Consider the following 18,305-nt stretch of genomic DNA (forward strand, 5'->3'; position numbering starts at 1 on the left):
TTCACCATTGGCTATTGATTACAGATAATAACAACAATAACAATAAGGTGTATCAACGTTAATGAAAACTTCGCTCCAACTTAAGCTCGGTCAACAGTTAGCAATGACGCCTCAGCTACAACAAGCTATTCGCTTGTTGCAGCTATCTACGTTAGAACTTCAGCAAGAAATCCAAGAAGCGCTTGATGGTAACCCTCTTCTAGAGCTCGATGAAACAGTTGATGCAAATGAAGTAAGTACTAACAATGAAACCTCAACTGCAGAACTCACCACTAACGACACCAGCGAAAATCTTGATGATATTGAGAGTTTTGATACCGCTGAAGTACTTGAAACCCGTGAGTTGCCAGCAGAGCTCCCCGTCGATAGTACCTGGGATGACGTTTACAGTGCGGGTACAGGTAGCGCAGGCATTGCTCTTGATGACGACATACCGGTTTACCAAGGGGAAACCACTGAGTCATTGCAAGACTACTTAATGTGGCAAGTCCACCTCACTCCATTCAGTGATACCGATCTAGCCATTGCGACCGCTATTATTGATGCTGTGAATGAGAAAGGGTATCTCAGCTGTAGCACCACCGAAATTTTAGAGAATTTCGAGAATGAAGATCTAGAAATTGAGCTTGATGAAGTCGAAGCGGTTCTAAAACGCGTACAACAATTTGATCCTCTCGGAGTAGCATCTCGCAATTTACAAGAATGTTTATTGCTACAGCTTGCTACTTATCCTGAGCAGACTCAATGGCTGACAGAAGCTAAGCTGCTATTGCGCGACCACATTAACTTATTAGGTAATCGTGATTACCGTCAGCTAATGCGTGAAACTAAACTTAAGGAGCCTGAGCTTAAAGCGGTCATGGAACTGATTCATAGCTTAGATCCTCGCCCTGGTAACCATGTCGTTTCAACTGAAACTGAATACGTTATTCCTGATGTATCAGTCTTTAAAGAACAGGGTAAATGGGTCGTTAGCATTAACCCTGATAGTATTCCACGCATCAAAGTTAATCAGCAATATGCCGCATTAAGTAATAACACTCGCAATAGTGCTGATGGCCAGTTTATTCGTACCCACCTTCAAGACGCAAAATGGCTGATTAAAAGCCTTGAAAGTCGAAATGAAACCTTATTGAAGGTTGCTCGTTGTATTGTTGAACAACAACAAGACTTTTTTGAGTTTGGTGAAGAAGCCATGAAACCAATGGTGCTTAACGATATTGCTCTTGCGGTTGAAATGCACGAATCCACCATATCCCGAGTCACAACCCAAAAATATATGCATACGCCTCGGGGTATTTTTGAATTGAAATACTTCTTCTCAAGTCATGTCAGTACGGATAATGGCGGTGAATGTTCATCGACTGCTATTCGCGCACTGGTGAAGAAACTTGTTGCTGCTGAAAATCAGGCTAAACCCCTGAGTGACAGCAAAATTGCGACTTTATTGGCAGAACAAGGGATCATGGTAGCAAGGCGAACTATCGCTAAATACCGTGAATCGCTTGGAATTCCGCCATCAAATCAGCGAAAATGTCTGATCTAACTCAGATCAGCGCCAACAAAAGGAAGACGTCTATGCAAATCAATATTACCGGACACCATGTTGATGTAACCGATTCTTTGCGCGAATATGTCAGTACTAAGTTTGAAAAACTAGAGCGCTTTTTCGACAAAATCAATAACGTTCAAGTGATCTTAAATGTCGAAAAGCTGCAACAAATTGCAGAAGCAACATTACATATAAATTCAGGAGAAATCCACGCTAAAGCTGATTCTGAAAATATGTATGCCGCGATTGACGAATTGACTGATAAACTGGTCCGTCAATTAAACAAACACAAAGATAAACTCAATAGTCACTAATCATGCAACTGAGTAACGTATTGAGCTTGGACTGTACTAAAAGTGCAGTCCCTTGCTCCAGTAAAAAACGCGCGCTAGAGCTCATCAGTGAGATCGCGGCAACACATCTTGATCAAAATCCACAACCATTATTTGAATGTATGCTCAATCGTGAAAAATTGGGTACCACAGGTATTGGTAATGGCATTGCAATCCCTCATGGTCGAATCAGTAACAGTGATCACGCGATAGCTGTACTTATTCAATGCCAAGAACCCATAGACTTTGATGCCATTGATGGTCAACCAATTGATCTGTTATTTGCCCTGTTAGTTCCTGAAGAACAATGTAAAGAACACTTATCAACCCTTGCAAGCATGGCTGAAAAATTGGGTAATAAGAAAATTTGCAAGCAATTACGCAATGCAACAACCGATCAAGAATTATATGACATACTGATTAATGAACAATAAATCAGTCCCAAAAAACCAAAAAAAGGTAGCTAAACCATGAGGTTAATGGTTGTTAGTGGCCGCTCAGGTTCGGGAAAATCGGTCGCGCTACGCGTGCTAGAAGATTTAGGATATTACTGTGTTGATAACCTTCCCGTACACCTACTGCCACAATTTGTAAATGATATAGCCAATAACGAACAAGATATTGCTGTTAGCATCGATATTCGTAATATGCCCCCCCATCAAGGTGAGCTTGAGGCCATTTTTAAAAATTTAGCCAGTGATGTTGATATCAACGTTATTTTTCTTGATGCTGATGATAAAGAACTGGTCAAACGCTACAGTGAAACACGCCGTTTACATCCTCTATCTCGGCATAATATGAGCTTAGAACAAGCGATTCAATCTGAAAGCGCGTTACTAAGTGAGCTTAAAGAACATGCCGATCTCGTCATTGATACCACCAACCGTTCAATTCACGATTTAAGTGAAACGGTCCGCGCGCGAGTACTTGGCCGTGAAGCGCGTGAATTGATTTTAGTCTTTGAATCTTTTGGCTTTAAACATGGTCTTCCTTCAGATGCTGATTACGTATTTGATGTCCGTTTCTTACCAAACCCGCATTGGGTGCCAGAGCTCAAACCACAAACGGGTCTTGATCAAGGTGTTAAAGATTTCTTAGCTGCTCACGCTGAAGTCAATAAACTTAATTACCAATTGCGTAATTTCATTGAAACTTGGTTACCGATGCTAGAAAAGAATAACCGTAGTTATGTTACGGTTGCTATTGGCTGTACCGGTGGACAACATCGTTCAGTTTATATCGCCCAGCAACTAGCTGACTATTTTACTCAGCAAGGCCAACAAGTGCAGGTACGTCACCGCACGCTGGAAAATTATAAATGACCATCAGTCGTGAATTATTTATACGTAATCGGCTCGGGCTTCATGCTCGAGCCGCAATTAAGTTAGTTGAGCTAGCCCAAAGCTTTGAAGCGGTTATTACTATCACCAATGGTACTAACAGTGCCACTGCTGATAGTGTAATGGGATTATTGATGCTTGATTCTGCTCAAGGCCAAAAAATCATGGTCAGTGCTGAAGGTCAAGATGCGCAATCAGCCCTGATTGCGGTTGCCAATCTCATTGAAGCTGGCTTTGACGAAGATAATTAATAGCCTATCTCACTAACAATCAATCTTTGATGATAAATTGTGGTTTGTTTTTTTTAGTTTAATGACTTTTTTTTGCGTGTGATAGATTATCATCTAATACGCCTTTTAGTGCGTTATTGGTAGAGAAAAAGCATGAAAAGTAGCTATCTCACCATGTTTTTCATGCGTATGGGCTATACTTTGCCATTTTATGGCGAATTAAATATCAATCAGCACAAGACAAAAGCTAACTGATTACGTTAAAATTCAGCTTATTGCGCCATCAAATATAAGTGGGCCTAATACCTATGGCGGATGTATTAGAACAAGATCAAACCCATCACACACTCCAAGAAGTCAACAAAGCGCTTGAAAACGGTATGTTTGTCCATGTTCGACGGTTACTCCAAGATATGGAGCCGGAGGATATTGCTCATCTGTTAGAAGCATCACCACCGAAAGAACGTCAAGTCTTATGGCAATTGACGGATCCGGAAGAGCAAGGTGAAATTCTTGATGAACTTTCTGAAGATGTAAAAGATGGTATCGTCTCGCAAATGGAGCCAGAGAAGCTGGCTGCTGTTACCGAGGGGATGGAAAGCGATGATGTCGCATACGTACTTCGTAGCCTCTCTGATGAGCGTTACCAAGAAGTATTGGCACAAATGGATGCCACCGATCGTCATCGTATTGAAGCAGCACTCGCCTATCCGGAAGATACAGCCGGTGGCATGATGAGTACTGACTTTATCACGATTCGTGGTGACGTAACTGCCGATGTGGTATTACGTTATTTACGTATGCGTGGTGAACTTCCAGAGGCTACTGACTCTCTGTATGTAATAGATGAAAAACAAATTTTAATTGGTCACCTATCACTATCAACCTTGATCACAACTCAACCTGACATCGAAATTAAAGATGTGATGGAAGATGCTGATGAAGCGATTGCGGTTGATATGGCTGACAGTGAAATAGCCAATATCTTTGAACGTCGAAATTGGATTTCAGCGCCGGTCGTTGATGCTAATAATCACCTTGTCGGTCGTATTACTATCGATGACGTGGTTGACTTGATCCGTGAAGAAGCGGAACACTCGATGATGTCCATGGCTGGTATGGATGACGACGAAGATACCTTTGCACCGGTATTAAAATCGGCCAAAAGCCGTAGTATTTGGTTAGGTGTTAACGTTCTAACGGCTTTAGCTGCAGCCTCTGTTTCCAACATGTTTGAAAACACTTTACAACAGATGGCAACGGTAGCGGTATTGATGACGATTGTACCATCAATGGGTGGTGTTGCTGGTAACCAAACCGTAGCACTGGTTATTCGTGGTCTTGCTGTTGGCCATATCGGTGATACCAATACAGGCTGGTTATTGAGTAAAGAAGCACGCGTGGGATTAATTAATGGTTTTGTATGGGCATTAATTATCGGCTTGGTGGTCTTTGTCTGGAAAGGCAGCTTGATACTTGGTGCGATCATGGCAGGAGCAATGCTAGCAAACTTATTTGTTGCTGGTGTGGCTGGAGTATTAATTCCCATTGGGCTTAAAAAACTCAAAATTGACCCCGCACTTGCTGGCGGTATGGCACTGACAACCTGTACTGATATTGTCGGCTTAATGGTGTTTTTAGGTTTAGCTACGGTCTTTATTACGCCTTAACCTGTGATAATTCGTGAATAAAAAAAGTCCAAATCAAGTACTTGATTTGGACTTTTTTATTGGGAAAAAATCACGTCATAAACAACGATTATTCACCGGCAATTTTCATTGAATCTAACAACATTGATCCGGTAAGGATCTGGCTGCGCATCTCAGTATCACTGCCAATAGCAACAATATTTTGCATCATATCTTTAAGATTACCGGCAATGGTAATTTCAGAAACCGGATATTGAATCTGACCATTCTCAACCCAGAAGCCAGCAGCACCACGCGAGTAATCGCCTGTGATAATGTTAACTCCTTGGCCCATCAACTCAGTCACCAACAAACCACGATCCATCTTCTTTAGCATTTGCTCAAAGCTTTCACCTGTTGATGATACTAACCAGTTATGAATACCACCTGCATGGCCTGTTGGCTGCATCTTCATTTTACGCGCCGCATAGCTGGTCAATAAATATGTCTGTAGCGCGCCATCGGTGATGATTTCACGATCATAAGTTGCCAAACCTTCACTATCAAACGGGGTACTTGCCATGCCACGCAGAATATGAGGACGTTCACTGATATTTAACCACTCAGGGAAAATCTGCTCGCCAAGTTTATCAAGTAAAAATGATGACTTGCGGTATAAATTCGCGCCGCTAATACCCATCACTAAATGACCAAATAATCCTGTCGCAATATCAGCAGCAAACATCACTGGAGCTTCACGCGTAGTCAGTTTTTGTGGATCAATTCGGCTGACAGTACGCTCTGCTGCATGACGACCAACACGTTCAGGCGTCCACATATCAGAGGCTAAACGTGAAGTAGTATAGCTATAATCACGCTCCATATTGCCATTTTTACCTTCACCGATAACGCAGCAACTAATGCTATGACGGCTAGAGGCATAACTGGCTAACATGCCGTGACTATTACCATAAACACGGACACCATAGTGACTGTCATAGCTTGCACCATCACTTTGTTTTACGCGCGGATCAAATGCTAATGCCGCTTCTTCAGCGGCAATCGCAACAGCTGCTGCATGATCTGGCTCAGGCTCGTCAGGGTGAAACAAGTCTAAATCCGGAATATCACGTGCCATCAATTCCGCAGGGCCAGGGCCTGCAAACGGATCTTCAGAAGTATAATTTGCAATATCTAGCGCAGCCGCTACAGTTTGAGCAATAGCCGCTTCACTTAAGTCTGATGTTGAGGCACTGCCTTTACGGTTACCGCGATAAACGGTAATGCCAAGCGCACCATCGCTATTAAATTCAACATTTTCAACTTCACACATGCGAGTTGAGACACTGATACCTGTTGTTTTGTTAATGGCTACTTCGGCTGCATCAGCCTGTTTACCAGCAACTTCAAGCGCTTTTGCTACCGCAGCTTCAAGTTCAACACGCTGATGAGCAACCTGTTCTCTTACATCCATACAATCACTTAAGGTTAGGGTTTAGCTTATTAGTTATAGAATAATGTAATTTACGCCCAAAATCGTTATTAAACTGATAAAATAGAACTATTGATACAATGAGTGAGCCCATTTATGAGCCGTAAAAACAAAAAAGCCCCTTGGGATGAAGAAGAAGAAATCATCTGGGTAAGTAAGTCTGAAATGAAACGCGACATGGAAGAGTTGCAAAAAATTGGTGAAGCACTAGTTGAGCTAACACCTAACGCACTAGCAAAAGTGCCATTAGATGACGAAATGATGATCGCAATTAAAGACGCCCAACGCTTTAGTAAAGAAGCACGCCGTCGTCAATTGCAATTTATTGGTAAGCAGATGCGTCACTTGGATCTAGAACCGATCCAAGCAGCACTTGATAAATTAAACAATAAGCACTCACAACACACTGTTGCCCTTAAAAAGCTTGAAATCAAACGTGATAAGCTGATTGAAAATGGTGACAGCATGTTAAATGCAATTATGGTTGATCATCCAAACGCTGATCGCCAACACCTGCGCCAATTGATGCGTCAAGCAGCCAAAGAAAAGGCTCAGGAAAAACCAGGCAAAGCGTATCGTGAGATATTTCAGTGCCTAAAAGCGCTCTACCTTGATGACTAATTAGCGTCATTAACAGTAACGAATAACAAAAATGCCAGCATGACTGCTGGCATTTTTATTTCTTTGCGGCGCTCAGACAGCGCCAACTGTTATTCAGTACCACCCACTGTCATTGAGTCAATCTTCAATGTGGGCTGACCAACGCCAACAGGTACGCTCTGGCCGGCTTTACCACACACACCGACACCACGGTCAATATCAAGATCGTTACCGACCATCGACACCTGCTGCATCGCTTCAATGCCACTACCAATTAAGGTCGCACCTTTAATAGGACGAGTAACTTTACCGTTTTCAATTAAGTAAGCTTCTGAAGCAGAGAAGACAAATTTACCAGAAGTAATATCTACCTGACCACCGCCAAAGTTGGGGGCGTAGATACCATGTTTAACACTGGCTATGATTTCTTCTGGTGTATGTTCACCAGGCAACATATAAGTATTGGTCATGCGTGGCATTGGTAAATGGGCATAGGATTCACGACGACCATTACCTGTAGGTGCAACCCCCATTAAACGAGCGTTTAACTTATCTTGCATATAGCCTTTAAGTTTACCGCCTTCGATCAGTACATTATGTTGAGCAGGTGTACCTTCATCATCAATATTGATTGAACCACGACGATCAACTAACGTACCATCATCGACAATGGTACATAATGGCGAAGTCACTTGCTGCCCTATTTGACCGGCAAACATTGACGAACCTTTACGGTTAAAATCACCTTCTAAACCGTGCCCAACCGCTTCATGCAATAACACCCCTGGCCAACCTGCACCAAGAACAATCGGCATGGTTCCAGCAGGCGCTGCATCAGCCTCAAGGTTAACCAATGCTTGACGAATCGCCTCATCGGCAAAAAAGATCGCTTGGCTTTTACCACTTGCATCTTGTGCTAGAAATGTCTCGTAGCCATAACGACCACCGCCACCAGCGCTACCACGTTCACGCTTATCACCTTTTTCAACCAGAACACTGATCGATAACCGCACTAATGGACGAATGTCTGCTGCATAAGTGCCATCTAATGCTGCCACCAGCACTTCTTCATAAACACCGTTAATACTGGCAGAGACTTCAGTCACTAGCGGCTCTTTAGTACGAATATAGCGATCTATTTCTTCAAGCAAGGCTATTTTTTGGTATTTATCAAAGCTACCGAGTGGATTAATCGCAGAGTAAATGCCTGACGATGCCATTGGTGCAAATGTCTGAACCTTACCGTTACCACCTTGACGTACAATGCCACGTGCAGCTTTGGCGCTTTGAGTGAGTGCTAATGAGTTAATTTGATCTGAGTAAGCAAAACCGGTTTTCTCACCCGCAACAGCACGCACACCAACACCACGATCAATGTTAAACGAACCGTCTTTAATGATACTGTCTTCTAAAACTAATGATTCATGCCAGCATGACTGAAAATAAATATCAGCATAATCAACATCACGAGTAGCAATTAAGCCAAGAATGTTATGCAATTCATCACGACCAAGACCTGACTGGTCAAGCATGGTACTTTCTACTGTGTTAAGGGTCATTAATTTGCTCTTAATTATTGAATATGACTGAACACCAAGCGAGCATGATCAGCCACTGGCATATTGGTACGGATCTTATTTGCTAATTGTAAATCAACATTTGCTGTCAGGACACCCGTTCCTTGTTGTTGGCAAGCAACCACTTGTCCCCATGGATCAACAATCATTGAATGTCCCCACGTTTCTCGCGTTTCATTGTGCTCGCCCCATTGCGCTGCAGCCACAACCCAACACTGCGTTTCAATCGCTCGCGCTCGAACTAGCACTTCCCAATGAGCACGCCCAGTTAACTTAGTAAATGCTGCAGGAATAACAATAATATCAGCACCTTGCTGACGTAACTCGCCATAAAGTTGTGGAAAACGAATGTCATAACAAATCGATAATCCAAGCTTGCCAAATGGGGTATCGATAACTTTTATATCATCGCCGGCCTTAAAAGTGTCTGATTCTCGATAACTCTGATGTTTATCAGCAACATCGACATCAAACATATGCATTTTATTATAATGCGCCTGAATTTTACCGTGATCATCAAACAGCACCGCAGTGGTGGTAATGCTACCATCAGGCTGTAAAATTGGCATTGAGCCGATCAGTAACCAAATCCCTAACTGATGCGCAAACTGAGATAATTGCTGTTGCAGCGGACCATCACCAAGGGGTTCAGCCCAACGTCGGTAGTCTGCTTTACTACCAAAAACAACGCTATTTTCAGGAGTAACAACTAACTTAGCCCCTTGGAGTTGTAACCCTTGCATAAACTTCTTTAATTGGCTCAGGTTACGCTCAGGATCAGTGCCTGAATTCATTTGTACTACACCAATCTTTGTCATGGCTATCTCCCTGAACGATAAATAAAATCAATTATATTCATTGCTACCGTAACCAAAGTAACAGCTTAAAACTTACTGTTCTCTGGTATTTTATATTCACCTTCTAAACGTGAGCGCTCAACCACTTTCGGCGCGGCTATCGGCCCGGTAACTTGGTAATTCACCTGTGTAATAACATCTAACACTGGTGATAATACGGTTGATATTGCAAGCACATATAACGCCACTTGCGGAGCAGCAGCAAAGGCTGTCATCACTGGTAATCCTGAGGTGAAATCAGGAATAAATTTAACGTTAGCATTAACCTTTTCATCGATTAAGTTCACTTTACCATTGATATACATATCACCGGCTAACGCTTGCATCTTGATATTATTACTATCAAAAATACCGTCTTTGATGGTGCCATTACCGCGAATGTAGTTAAACGCTAAACCGTTATCAAAGACTCCAGAAAAATCGAGTTTCATTTTTCGAATAATTGAATCTAGACTAAATAACCCCAATAATCGTCCAGCACCACCGACACCACTGACGATCCCTTTACCAATATCAGTACTGACTTTGCCATTTAATGTACGTCGATCAATACTCCACGGTGTACCTTGCCAGTTAACCATTACATGAGTATTAAATGGCGCATTCTGGACGCTGCCTGAAATACCAAACCTATCTAATAAGTCCGTACTATTGCTGCCACTGATAGCCACATCAAGTTTGGTGTGATTATGGTGCTTAGCAATACTCCAATCACCACTCGCTTTTAGACTCACATTACCAGATTTAATTTTAAGCTGTTGTAATTGCAACTGGTTATGCCGCTTAGTTAACGTCGCCGTCACCGCTCCTAAGCGATAGCCTTGTAACCATGCATCAGCAATCGATAAGTCTATTTTCGGAATTGCTGCCATAATGCTACGATCATTCGCAGTCGCGACTGTTGAAGGTTGCTTGGTCGCTAATAGTGGCGTTAACAATGCAGCTGGCGGCTGCTGATTTAATTGTGGCAAATTAAGATGTAACGATTTCAAAATCACATTTAACGGCTGATCATGAACCCACGAGATATAACCATCAGCTTCTCGTGACGCCAGTTTTATCGACCATCCTTGACCACGTGTTGCTACGCTATTAACTTGATGCCAATCCAATCCGCCTAAGGTTAATTTAGCCACTTTGGCTGTTATTCGCGTTGGTAAAGGTAATGAAAATTCATTGCTGTGATTGGTTGCTGAAGATTTAACCTCACTCGCGGGTGTGCTTTTTATCAAACTCAGCCATAGATCTGCGTTAAATTTACGACTATTAAGTTGCACTAATTGCCCCTGCAATGGCTGAGTTAATAGACTTCTTTTACCGACAGTTAGATTACTGGCAGTGATTTTAGGCACTGGGGTTAATAATGACATTTGAGCTTGGTACGCCACATCGGGCAATAAAGCTTGCGCATACAAATGAGATGCATCGCCATTCACGTGTACTGTCAGTGCAGCTGTATCTTGAGGCTGCTGCAACGGATACGGTAATTGACTACGCACCTGCTTTAAAGGCAAGGTAGCCGCAACATTATAGCTAACATGTTTAGCGTTAATATTAACCCCAACTTGCGCTTGCCAATCACTACGACCAGTCACATTATCGGTCACAATTGACGGTAAATAGTCTTTTAATTTAGCAAGTTGCCATTGACCACCGACACTAACATTAACCTTATATTCAGGCGTATTGTTTACATGATCACCATGAAAACCAAACTGAATTGGTTGGTGATATAGCATTCCCGTCAGCCCTTGGGCTTTAATCGCGCTATTTTTAAAACTCAAACTGCCATTGACATTGTCTATCGCTAAATGAGGCGTCGTTAACGTGATAGGATTATGTTTAAAATACACCTTACCGCTAGCATCTACGTCAGTGCCATTAAAGGGAATATTTAAATTCAATTTCGCGGTTACAGGCCCTGCAACCTCAATGGTTGTTAACGCACTCCCCACCGAGTCTGCTAACGGACTATTGAGCATATATTGCTGAACTTGCGGCCCTGTTGCAGCCAGATCAATCGCTAATTTCAGCGCACCGTTTGGAGTGAGATCAGCCTCCCCAACAACCTTAGGACTATAGGCAGCCAATGTTTTGACATGATGAGAATCAATATACATTTTGTCATTTTCAAATAACAAATTAAGCTGCATATCACGCAACAATGGCCATTGTGGATCAAAACTAAATTTGGCCTGCGTTAATGGTACAAATGCTTGAAACACACCATCATGATGTTGGTAAGGAAAATCATTCAAAGCGCCATACCATAGAATGCGGGCTGATTTCACTTGTCCGCCTTTAATTGCCTTTGATAAATAATCAGTAAGATCATTACCAAGTGCAGGTCGTGGTAAATAACGCCACGTTTGACCCGCATCGTTCACATTAGCTTCGCCATATAACGATAACCACGTTGGCGCATTAACTGGCATATCAACACGAGCTTGACCAGCAAAGGTTAGATCAGGTGTCGCGATAGCAAGATGATCACTCCAAAAAGTGGTCGCTTGCGCACTTCGATGCCAATAAGCTTCAATTTGCGCTTGATTAACTTTTAGTGGTTTGGCAAACACACGTTCATAAGCAAAACTATCCGCGGCCGTATCGATGGTCACTTTGCCCTGCTGACCATCGCCAGCAATAGTGGCATTTAAGTGATTAATTCCAGGGATCCATTGCCATGGTTTCACACTTAATTGTTGCACCTTAAACGAGAATCGTGGCACTTTATTGGCTTGCCCTGCCACTCGAATTTGAGTTAATAATCCACTCGGTTGCAGTTGCTGCAGCGTCTTAACCATCGAATTAGTCGAAGGCAGAAAGTTGATTAAAGGTAATAATCGCTGTAGGGCAATATTACTTAATGCTAACTTCCACTGCTGAAGCTGGTCTTGATCGCCAAACCGTAGTTGACCTGCAATATCAAACGTTGGCCATGCAATATCATCGGTATAAATAGCAAATTTTTCAGTGTCAATGCGCCAACTTCTTGAGCCATCAGCTAAGCGAATCGGTCTTAATGCTACCAACCCACGTTTAATATTAATTTGATGTTGTTGGTTACCCGCTTGCCAATCAATCGTACTGTTATTGATCTTGGCTTGGCTGCTTTCAATCTGGCCATCTTTTAACGCTAACCACGCCTCAACTCCAATTTCACTGTGAGTAATATTTGCCACTCCAGCTAACTGCTTATTAAGCCATGGCGTCACCGAAACATGCTCACCTTTGATATATAAACGGCCAGATAAGCTATTTAGCCCCCCCTGTTCTGAGAGGTTGGCTTTAATCGCTAACTGACCAAGATCGGTATTAGTAAAATTAATACTACCTTGCGCTAAATGACGTCCACCGACATTGGCCCAATCCAGCTGCTTAATATTAAGTTGCTGCGAAGCGCCAGAAGGTGCCACAAATGATACTGATGAATCGAGAAGCTGAAACTCACCTAAGCGGGTAAAAAACAGCTGCTCTACCCGTTGCGCTAAACTCGTGTTGGCAACGTCAGGTTTCGCTGCTGAGGGCTTTATTTTGGTTAGATCAACATTCACCTGACTGATGGTAACTTGTTTAAAAATAGGCCGTAAATGCAAGGCTGAATGCCAAATATCAAAATAAAACCCAACCTTGCCAATGGTTGCTAACGGCTGAGTACCATTTGGCGAAGATATCGAAATACCACGTACAGTTAAGGCTGGACCAGCTGTGTGCCAGCGGCCTTGAATATGGGTTAATTTTAACGAAATGTCCGCCTGCTGAGATACCCATTGGGCAATCGGCTGGCGGTAATCATTGAGGTGAGGAAGCAGTAACCTTAAACTGGTGATTACCGATGCTAATAGTAATGATGTGATCACTATTAACCATAAACCACCCCGTACAAGGCGTACGAGAATCTTAGGCACTGTTACTTCCTCATTGAGTACATTACATCATCACAACATCAAACTGCTCTTGAGTATAAAGAGGCTCTGGTTTGATTTTTACTTGCTTACCGATAAACACTTCTAACTCTGCTAGCGCATGATATTCATCACCCGCTAATGTATCACCGACTGCCGAGGATACATAAACCACAAATCGATCGGCATCATAAGCACGGTTTACACGAGTAATTTCTCGTAAAATTTCATAGCACACACTTTCAACGGTTTTAACCGTACCGCGGCCTTCACAAGATGGGCAAGTATTACACAATACATGCTCAATACTTTCACGCGTACGTTTACGGGTCATTTCAACCAAACCTAGCTGAGTAAAACCATTGATATTGGTTTTCACGCGATCAAATGATAAGGCTTGCTCTAATGCCTGTAATACTCGCCGTTGATGCTCTTCCAATGCCATATCAATAAAGTCGATAATGATAATACCGCCAAGATTACGTAAGCGTAATTGACGAGCAATGGCTTTAGTGGCTTCAATATTAGTATTAAAAATAGTTTCATCGAGATTACGTCGGCCAACAAAGGCGCCAGTATTAATATCGATGGTGGTCATGGCTTCAGTTTGATCAATAATTAAATAGCCACCAGATTTCATTTCCACTTTACGATCAAGTGAACGTTGAATTTCAGCTTCAGTATCATAGAGATCAAAAATAGGCTGATCACCGGAATAATATTCAATATTTTCGGTAACTTCAGGCACAAATTCATCCGTAAACTCTTTAAGCTTATCAAACGCAACTCGTGAATCGACCTGAATATAGTTAATTTCAGTGCCGACAAAATCACGCAGAATGCGCTGCGCCAATCCTAGCTCACCATAGAGCATTGAGCGTGGCTTGTATTTCGCTCGACGCTCAATCACCTTACGCCATAAATGCTTAAGGAATGCAGCATCTTGAGCGACTTCATCAGGATCTGCTCCTTCAGCGGCAGTACGAATAATAAAACCACCAAGATGATCACAATGCTGCGCCACTGCTTTTTTCAAACGATCGCGTTCTTTTTCACAAGCAATTCGCTGGGAAACACCAACATGACTTGCGCCAGGCATAAACACTAAATAGCGTGATGGCAATGTGATATCAGTCGTTAAACGCGCGCCTTTAGTGCCAAGAGGATCTTTAACCACCTGCACCACAATATCTTGTCCCTGACGAACGAGCTCAGAGATATCACGAACTTTAAATTGTTTTTTTTCGTTTTCAGCCACACATTCAGTGTGGGGAACGATATCTGACGCATGTAAAAATGCGGCTTTATCTAAGCCAATATCCACAAATGCAGCCTGCATTCCGGGTAACACGCGACTTACACGTCCTTTGTAAATATTACCGACGATGCCTCGCTTTGATTCACGTTCAATGTGAATCTCTTGCAAAACACCCCCCTCTATCATTGCGACACGCGTTTCACTCGGCGTCACATTTATTAGCAGCTCAGTGCCCATGGTTGCCTCTACTTATAACTTTAAAAAATCTTGCACCATGATGTCGGTTTCCACTAAGGGTAACCCCATCACAGCATAAAAACTGCCGTCAATACGGGTAATAAATTTGCCACCAATGCCTTGAATGCCATAACTTCCGGCTTTATCTTGCGGTTCACCACTTTGCCAGTATTTTTTTATATCGTTATCGGACAAAGTCTTAAACCACACTTGAGTGGTCACTAGACAGGTTTGACTGTGTGATGATGTTGCTAAAGTGACTGCGGTCATCACTTGATGCTGCCGTCCTGATAATAACCTCAGCATACGCGCTGAATCGTCAAAATCGACAGGTTTTTCTAGAATTTGTTGATCTACCACAACAATAGTATCAGCACCGAGGACTGGAATGTCATTAGCTGCTGCTTTTACGCCCGCGAATGCTTTATCGCGTGACAAGCGTTGCACATACTGTGCCGCTGTTTCTTGATCTTGGTGGCACTCTTCAACATCAACCACTATGCGCTCAAAGTGATAACCAAGTTGCGTCAAAAGCTCCATTCGACGCGGCGAACCAGAGGCAAGATAAAGTTGAATAGCTGCCATAATTATCCTGTGTTAAATAATAGGTAATTTAAAAATAGTCTATAAAAGAATGTGGCAATTATTGCGCCAAAAGAACAAGGGGGAACACCGTCTGGCTTCCCCCCCTATAATATTCATCGTCACTAGCGAATCGCTAATTTACGTCGAATGCGGCGTAATAATAAAAATAGCCATGGCCATAATATAAAGTTTAATAATGCCGCCCACAGCTGTTGCGGATAAAAACTAATATTTGAAACTAAATATTCAGCCCAAAATTCAATTAATTTAGCGGCCACTGATAATAATGCTATCACGATAGCTTGTTGCCAGAGCGATAAATTACGTAATACTCTAAAGTTGAGCGCAATAATATAAGCAATCACTGACAACATTAAGCCACGTACACCCAGTGTTGAGCCTAAGGTTAAATCCCACAATAAGCCCACAACCAGCGCGGTACCAACATTGACTCGATGCGGCAATGCTAACACCCAGTAGCAAGTCACTAATACGACCCATGACGGTCGAAAAGGTTCAAGCTCTCCAGGCCACGGTACAGCTTGTAGCACTAACGCAAATAAAAATGATAGCCAAATCCAGATTCGACCATGTGCTTTATTGGTTGGCATGATTTACCTTTTCTGGTGTTGGCGCCACAGGAGCCGCTGTTGTTACTGCTGCTGGCGCGACAGCTTCAATAGCCGCAGCTGGAGCAGCCTTGTTAACCGTAGGCTGAGCGTTGGTTTTAACGCGATCTGTTGGCCACACTAATAATAGATACCGTAAACGATCAAATTGCACCGTCGCTTTGGCAGTAATTTTTGCAAATGGACGCTGATTATCAAATGAGAACGATGTTACTCGTGCTACTGGATAACCTTCTGGATAACGACCACCTAAGCCAGAACTGACCAGTAAATCGCCTTTCTTTATGTCGGTGCTACTTGGTACATGTTCTAACAATATTTGCTGATCACGACCACCACCTGTCGCAATAACACGAATATCATTACGAACAACCTGCACTGGAATAGCATTAGTCGGATCGATTAATAATAATACGCGACTATTATGTGCTCCGACATAAGAAACCTGTCCGACAATACCTTTATCGTTAATGACTGGCTGGCCCTCATAAACGCCATCAATACGGCCTTTATTAATCATCACTTGATAACGATAAGGATCAGAATCAACCGCCATCACTTCTGCTACCATTTTACGCTCGTCGCGAACAAATGGAGAACCGAGTAAACTTCTTAAACGCTGATTTTCTTGCTGTAATTGATCAAGTAATAACACATTACTTTTCATGACTAATAAATCACGTTTTAATGCTTTATTCTCTGTCAATAATCGTTGGTGAGAACTGAATTGTCCCCGCAGGACATCTAACATTTCACGCGGTAAATTAGCAGCATATTGCAATGGCGCAACCGCCGAATTCAATAAATAACGAATATTGGCAAAAGCACCAAGACGACTATCGGCTAGCATTAAGCTAGCCGATAATAATATCGCAAGAAACAGGCGTAATTGCAGAGATGGACCTCTGCCAAATATAGGTTTCATATAACGCTATAACCTGTTTAGTTAAACACCTATGATAGTATTATTCTTCGCTGAAGAGATCGCCACCATGCATATCAATCATTTCCAGTGCTTTACCGCCGCCACGTGCTACACACGTTAATGGGTCTTCGGCTACGACAACCGGAATTCCTGTTTCTTCAGTCAGCAGACGATCAAGATCACGCAACAATGCGCCACCACCCGTTAACACCATACCGCGTTCTGAAATATCAGAAGCGAGTTCAGGTGGACACTGCTCAAGTGCAACCATTACTGCAGACACAATCCCAGTTAACGGCTCTTGCAATGCTTCTAAAATCTCATTTGAGTTTAGCGTAAAGCTACGTGGAACACCTTCTGCAAGATTACGACCACGAACTTCAATTTCACGCACTTCATCACCCGGATATGCCGAGCCAATTTCATGCTTAATACGTTCAGCAGTAGCTTCACCAATCAAACTACCGTAATTACGGCGTACATAGTTAATAATCGCTTCATCAAAGCGATCACCACCGATACGTACTGATGATGAGTACACCACACCATTTAATGAAATAACCGCAACTTCAGTCGTACCACCACCGATATCGATCACCATTGAACCTGTTGCTTCTGATACTGGCATTCCAGCACCGATTGCAGCTGCCATTGGCTCATCAATTAAATACACTTCACGCGCACCAGCACCTTGTGCTGATTCACGAATTGCACGGCGCTCAACTTGAGTTGAACCGCAAGGTACTGCCACTAATACACGTGGGCTTGGGCGTAAAAAGCTATTGTCATGCACTTGTTTAATAAAGTGCTGCAGCATTTTTTCAGTTACGTAAAAATCGGCAATAACACCGTCTTTCATTGGACGAATGGCGGCAATATTACCTGGCGTACGACCAAGCATCAATTTGGCATCATGGCCTACTGCAGCAACACTTTTGGTTGCCCCCGCGCGATCTTGACGAATAGCCACAACAGAGGGTTCATCAAGAACAATTCCTTGTCCTTTGACATAAATAAGGGTGTTGGCTGTGCCCAAGTCAATAGACAAGTCATTGGAAAACATGCCACGAAGCTTCTTAAACATAGTCTTCAGCTATTCCTGCAAGCGTTAAAAAATCGTAAATTGCGCTCAATGTATCAAGTGCAACCAAGTGAAAC

General features: G+C 42.7%; 16 protein-coding genes. 7 read left to right on the plus strand and 9 right to left on the minus strand.

The features are described 5' to 3' along the window. Nucleotides 1-103: 103 nt before the first annotated feature. From PMAL9190_RS13135 to mgtE, 6 genes are all read left to right on the plus strand, one after another. Nucleotides 104-1,546 carry an RNA polymerase factor sigma-54 gene (locus tag PMAL9190_RS13135; protein WP_370738772.1) on the plus strand — a complete coding sequence of 481 codons (1,443 nt, stop codon included), beginning with the start codon at nt 104-106 and terminating at the stop codon, nt 1,544-1,546. 32 nt (nt 1,547-1,578) lie between these two features. Then, nucleotides 1,579-1,866 carry a ribosome hibernation promoting factor gene (gene hpf, locus PMAL9190_RS13140; protein ID WP_087845578.1) on the plus strand — a complete coding sequence of 96 codons (288 nt, stop codon included), beginning with the start codon at nt 1,579-1,581 and terminating at the stop codon, nt 1,864-1,866. 2 nt (nt 1,867-1,868) lie between these two features. Next, nucleotides 1,869-2,318, plus strand: coding sequence for a PTS IIA-like nitrogen regulatory protein PtsN (ptsN, locus tag PMAL9190_RS13145; RefSeq protein WP_087845579.1), 450 nt, complete (start codon nt 1,869-1,871; stop codon nt 2,316-2,318). A gap of 36 nt (nt 2,319-2,354) precedes the next feature. Then, a complete protein-coding gene (gene rapZ, locus PMAL9190_RS13150) occupies nt 2,355-3,206 on the plus strand; it encodes an RNase adapter RapZ (RefSeq protein WP_087845580.1) in 852 nt (283 codons plus the stop codon). Then, nucleotides 3,203-3,475, plus strand: a complete 273-nt coding sequence (locus PMAL9190_RS13155; protein ID WP_087845581.1) for an HPr family phosphocarrier protein — start codon at nt 3,203-3,205, stop codon at nt 3,473-3,475. Before rapZ ends, PMAL9190_RS13155 begins: the two co-directional genes overlap by 4 nt. Before the next feature lie 287 nt (nt 3,476-3,762). Further along, complete coding sequence (gene mgtE, locus PMAL9190_RS13160; protein ID WP_087845582.1) at nt 3,763-5,124, plus strand: magnesium transporter; 1,362 nt, start codon at nt 3,763-3,765, stop codon at nt 5,122-5,124. An 88-nt stretch (nt 5,125-5,212) separates the two neighbouring features. Here the strand turns inward: mgtE and pmbA are convergent, their stop codons facing one another. Continuing rightward, entirely contained in the window at nt 5,213-6,556 is a 1,344-nt protein-coding gene (gene pmbA, locus PMAL9190_RS13165) for a metalloprotease PmbA (RefSeq protein WP_087845583.1), read from the minus strand. Nucleotides 6,557-6,670: 114 nt separating this feature from the next. Between pmbA and yjgA the strand changes: the two genes are divergently transcribed. Beyond that, on the plus strand, nt 6,671-7,195 hold the full coding sequence (yjgA, locus tag PMAL9190_RS13170) for a ribosome biogenesis factor YjgA (protein ID WP_087845584.1): 525 nt from the start codon (nt 6,671-6,673) through the stop codon (nt 7,193-7,195). An 89-nt stretch (nt 7,196-7,284) separates the two neighbouring features. Here yjgA and tldD read toward each other — a convergent pair whose 3' ends face one another. From tldD to mreB, 8 genes are all read right to left on the minus strand, one after another. Beyond that, nucleotides 7,285-8,733, minus strand: coding sequence for a metalloprotease TldD (tldD, locus tag PMAL9190_RS13175; RefSeq protein ID WP_087845585.1), 1,449 nt, complete (start codon nt 8,731-8,733; stop codon nt 7,285-7,287). A gap of 14 nt (nt 8,734-8,747) precedes the next feature. Further along, on the minus strand, nt 8,748-9,569 hold the full coding sequence (locus PMAL9190_RS13180; RefSeq protein ID WP_087845586.1) for a carbon-nitrogen hydrolase family protein: 822 nt from the start codon (nt 9,567-9,569) through the stop codon (nt 8,748-8,750). Between the two features lie 65 nt (nt 9,570-9,634). Then, entirely contained in the window at nt 9,635-13,516 is a 3,882-nt protein-coding gene (locus PMAL9190_RS13185; protein WP_087845587.1) for a YhdP family protein, read from the minus strand. A 22-nt stretch (nt 13,517-13,538) separates the two neighbouring features. Next, nucleotides 13,539-15,008, minus strand: coding sequence for a ribonuclease G (gene rng / locus PMAL9190_RS13190; protein ID WP_087845588.1), 1,470 nt, complete (start codon nt 15,006-15,008; stop codon nt 13,539-13,541). A 12-nt stretch (nt 15,009-15,020) separates the two neighbouring features. After that, complete coding sequence (locus PMAL9190_RS13195) at nt 15,021-15,593, minus strand: Maf family protein (RefSeq protein WP_087845589.1); 573 nt, start codon at nt 15,591-15,593, stop codon at nt 15,021-15,023. Between the two features lie 122 nt (nt 15,594-15,715). Beyond that, nucleotides 15,716-16,204 (minus strand): rod shape-determining protein MreD, encoded by a 489-nt coding sequence (gene mreD / locus PMAL9190_RS13200; protein ID WP_060998335.1) that lies wholly within the window; start codon nt 16,202-16,204, stop codon nt 15,716-15,718. Further along, nucleotides 16,191-17,147: a rod shape-determining protein MreC gene (gene mreC, locus PMAL9190_RS13205; RefSeq protein WP_087845590.1), complete on the minus strand. Its 957-nt coding sequence runs from the start codon at nt 17,145-17,147 to the stop codon at nt 16,191-16,193. The genes mreD and mreC overlap by 14 nt, the downstream gene beginning before the upstream one ends. A 40-nt stretch (nt 17,148-17,187) precedes the next feature. Continuing rightward, nucleotides 17,188-18,231: a rod shape-determining protein MreB gene (gene mreB, locus PMAL9190_RS13210; protein WP_036793121.1), complete on the minus strand. Its 1,044-nt coding sequence runs from the start codon at nt 18,229-18,231 to the stop codon at nt 17,188-17,190. Nucleotides 18,232-18,305: the final 74 nt, after the last annotated feature.

The sequence above is a fragment of the Photobacterium malacitanum genome, from assembly GCF_900185615.1.
GTDB classification, from domain to species: Bacteria; Pseudomonadota; Gammaproteobacteria; order Enterobacterales; family Vibrionaceae; genus Photobacterium; species Photobacterium malacitanum.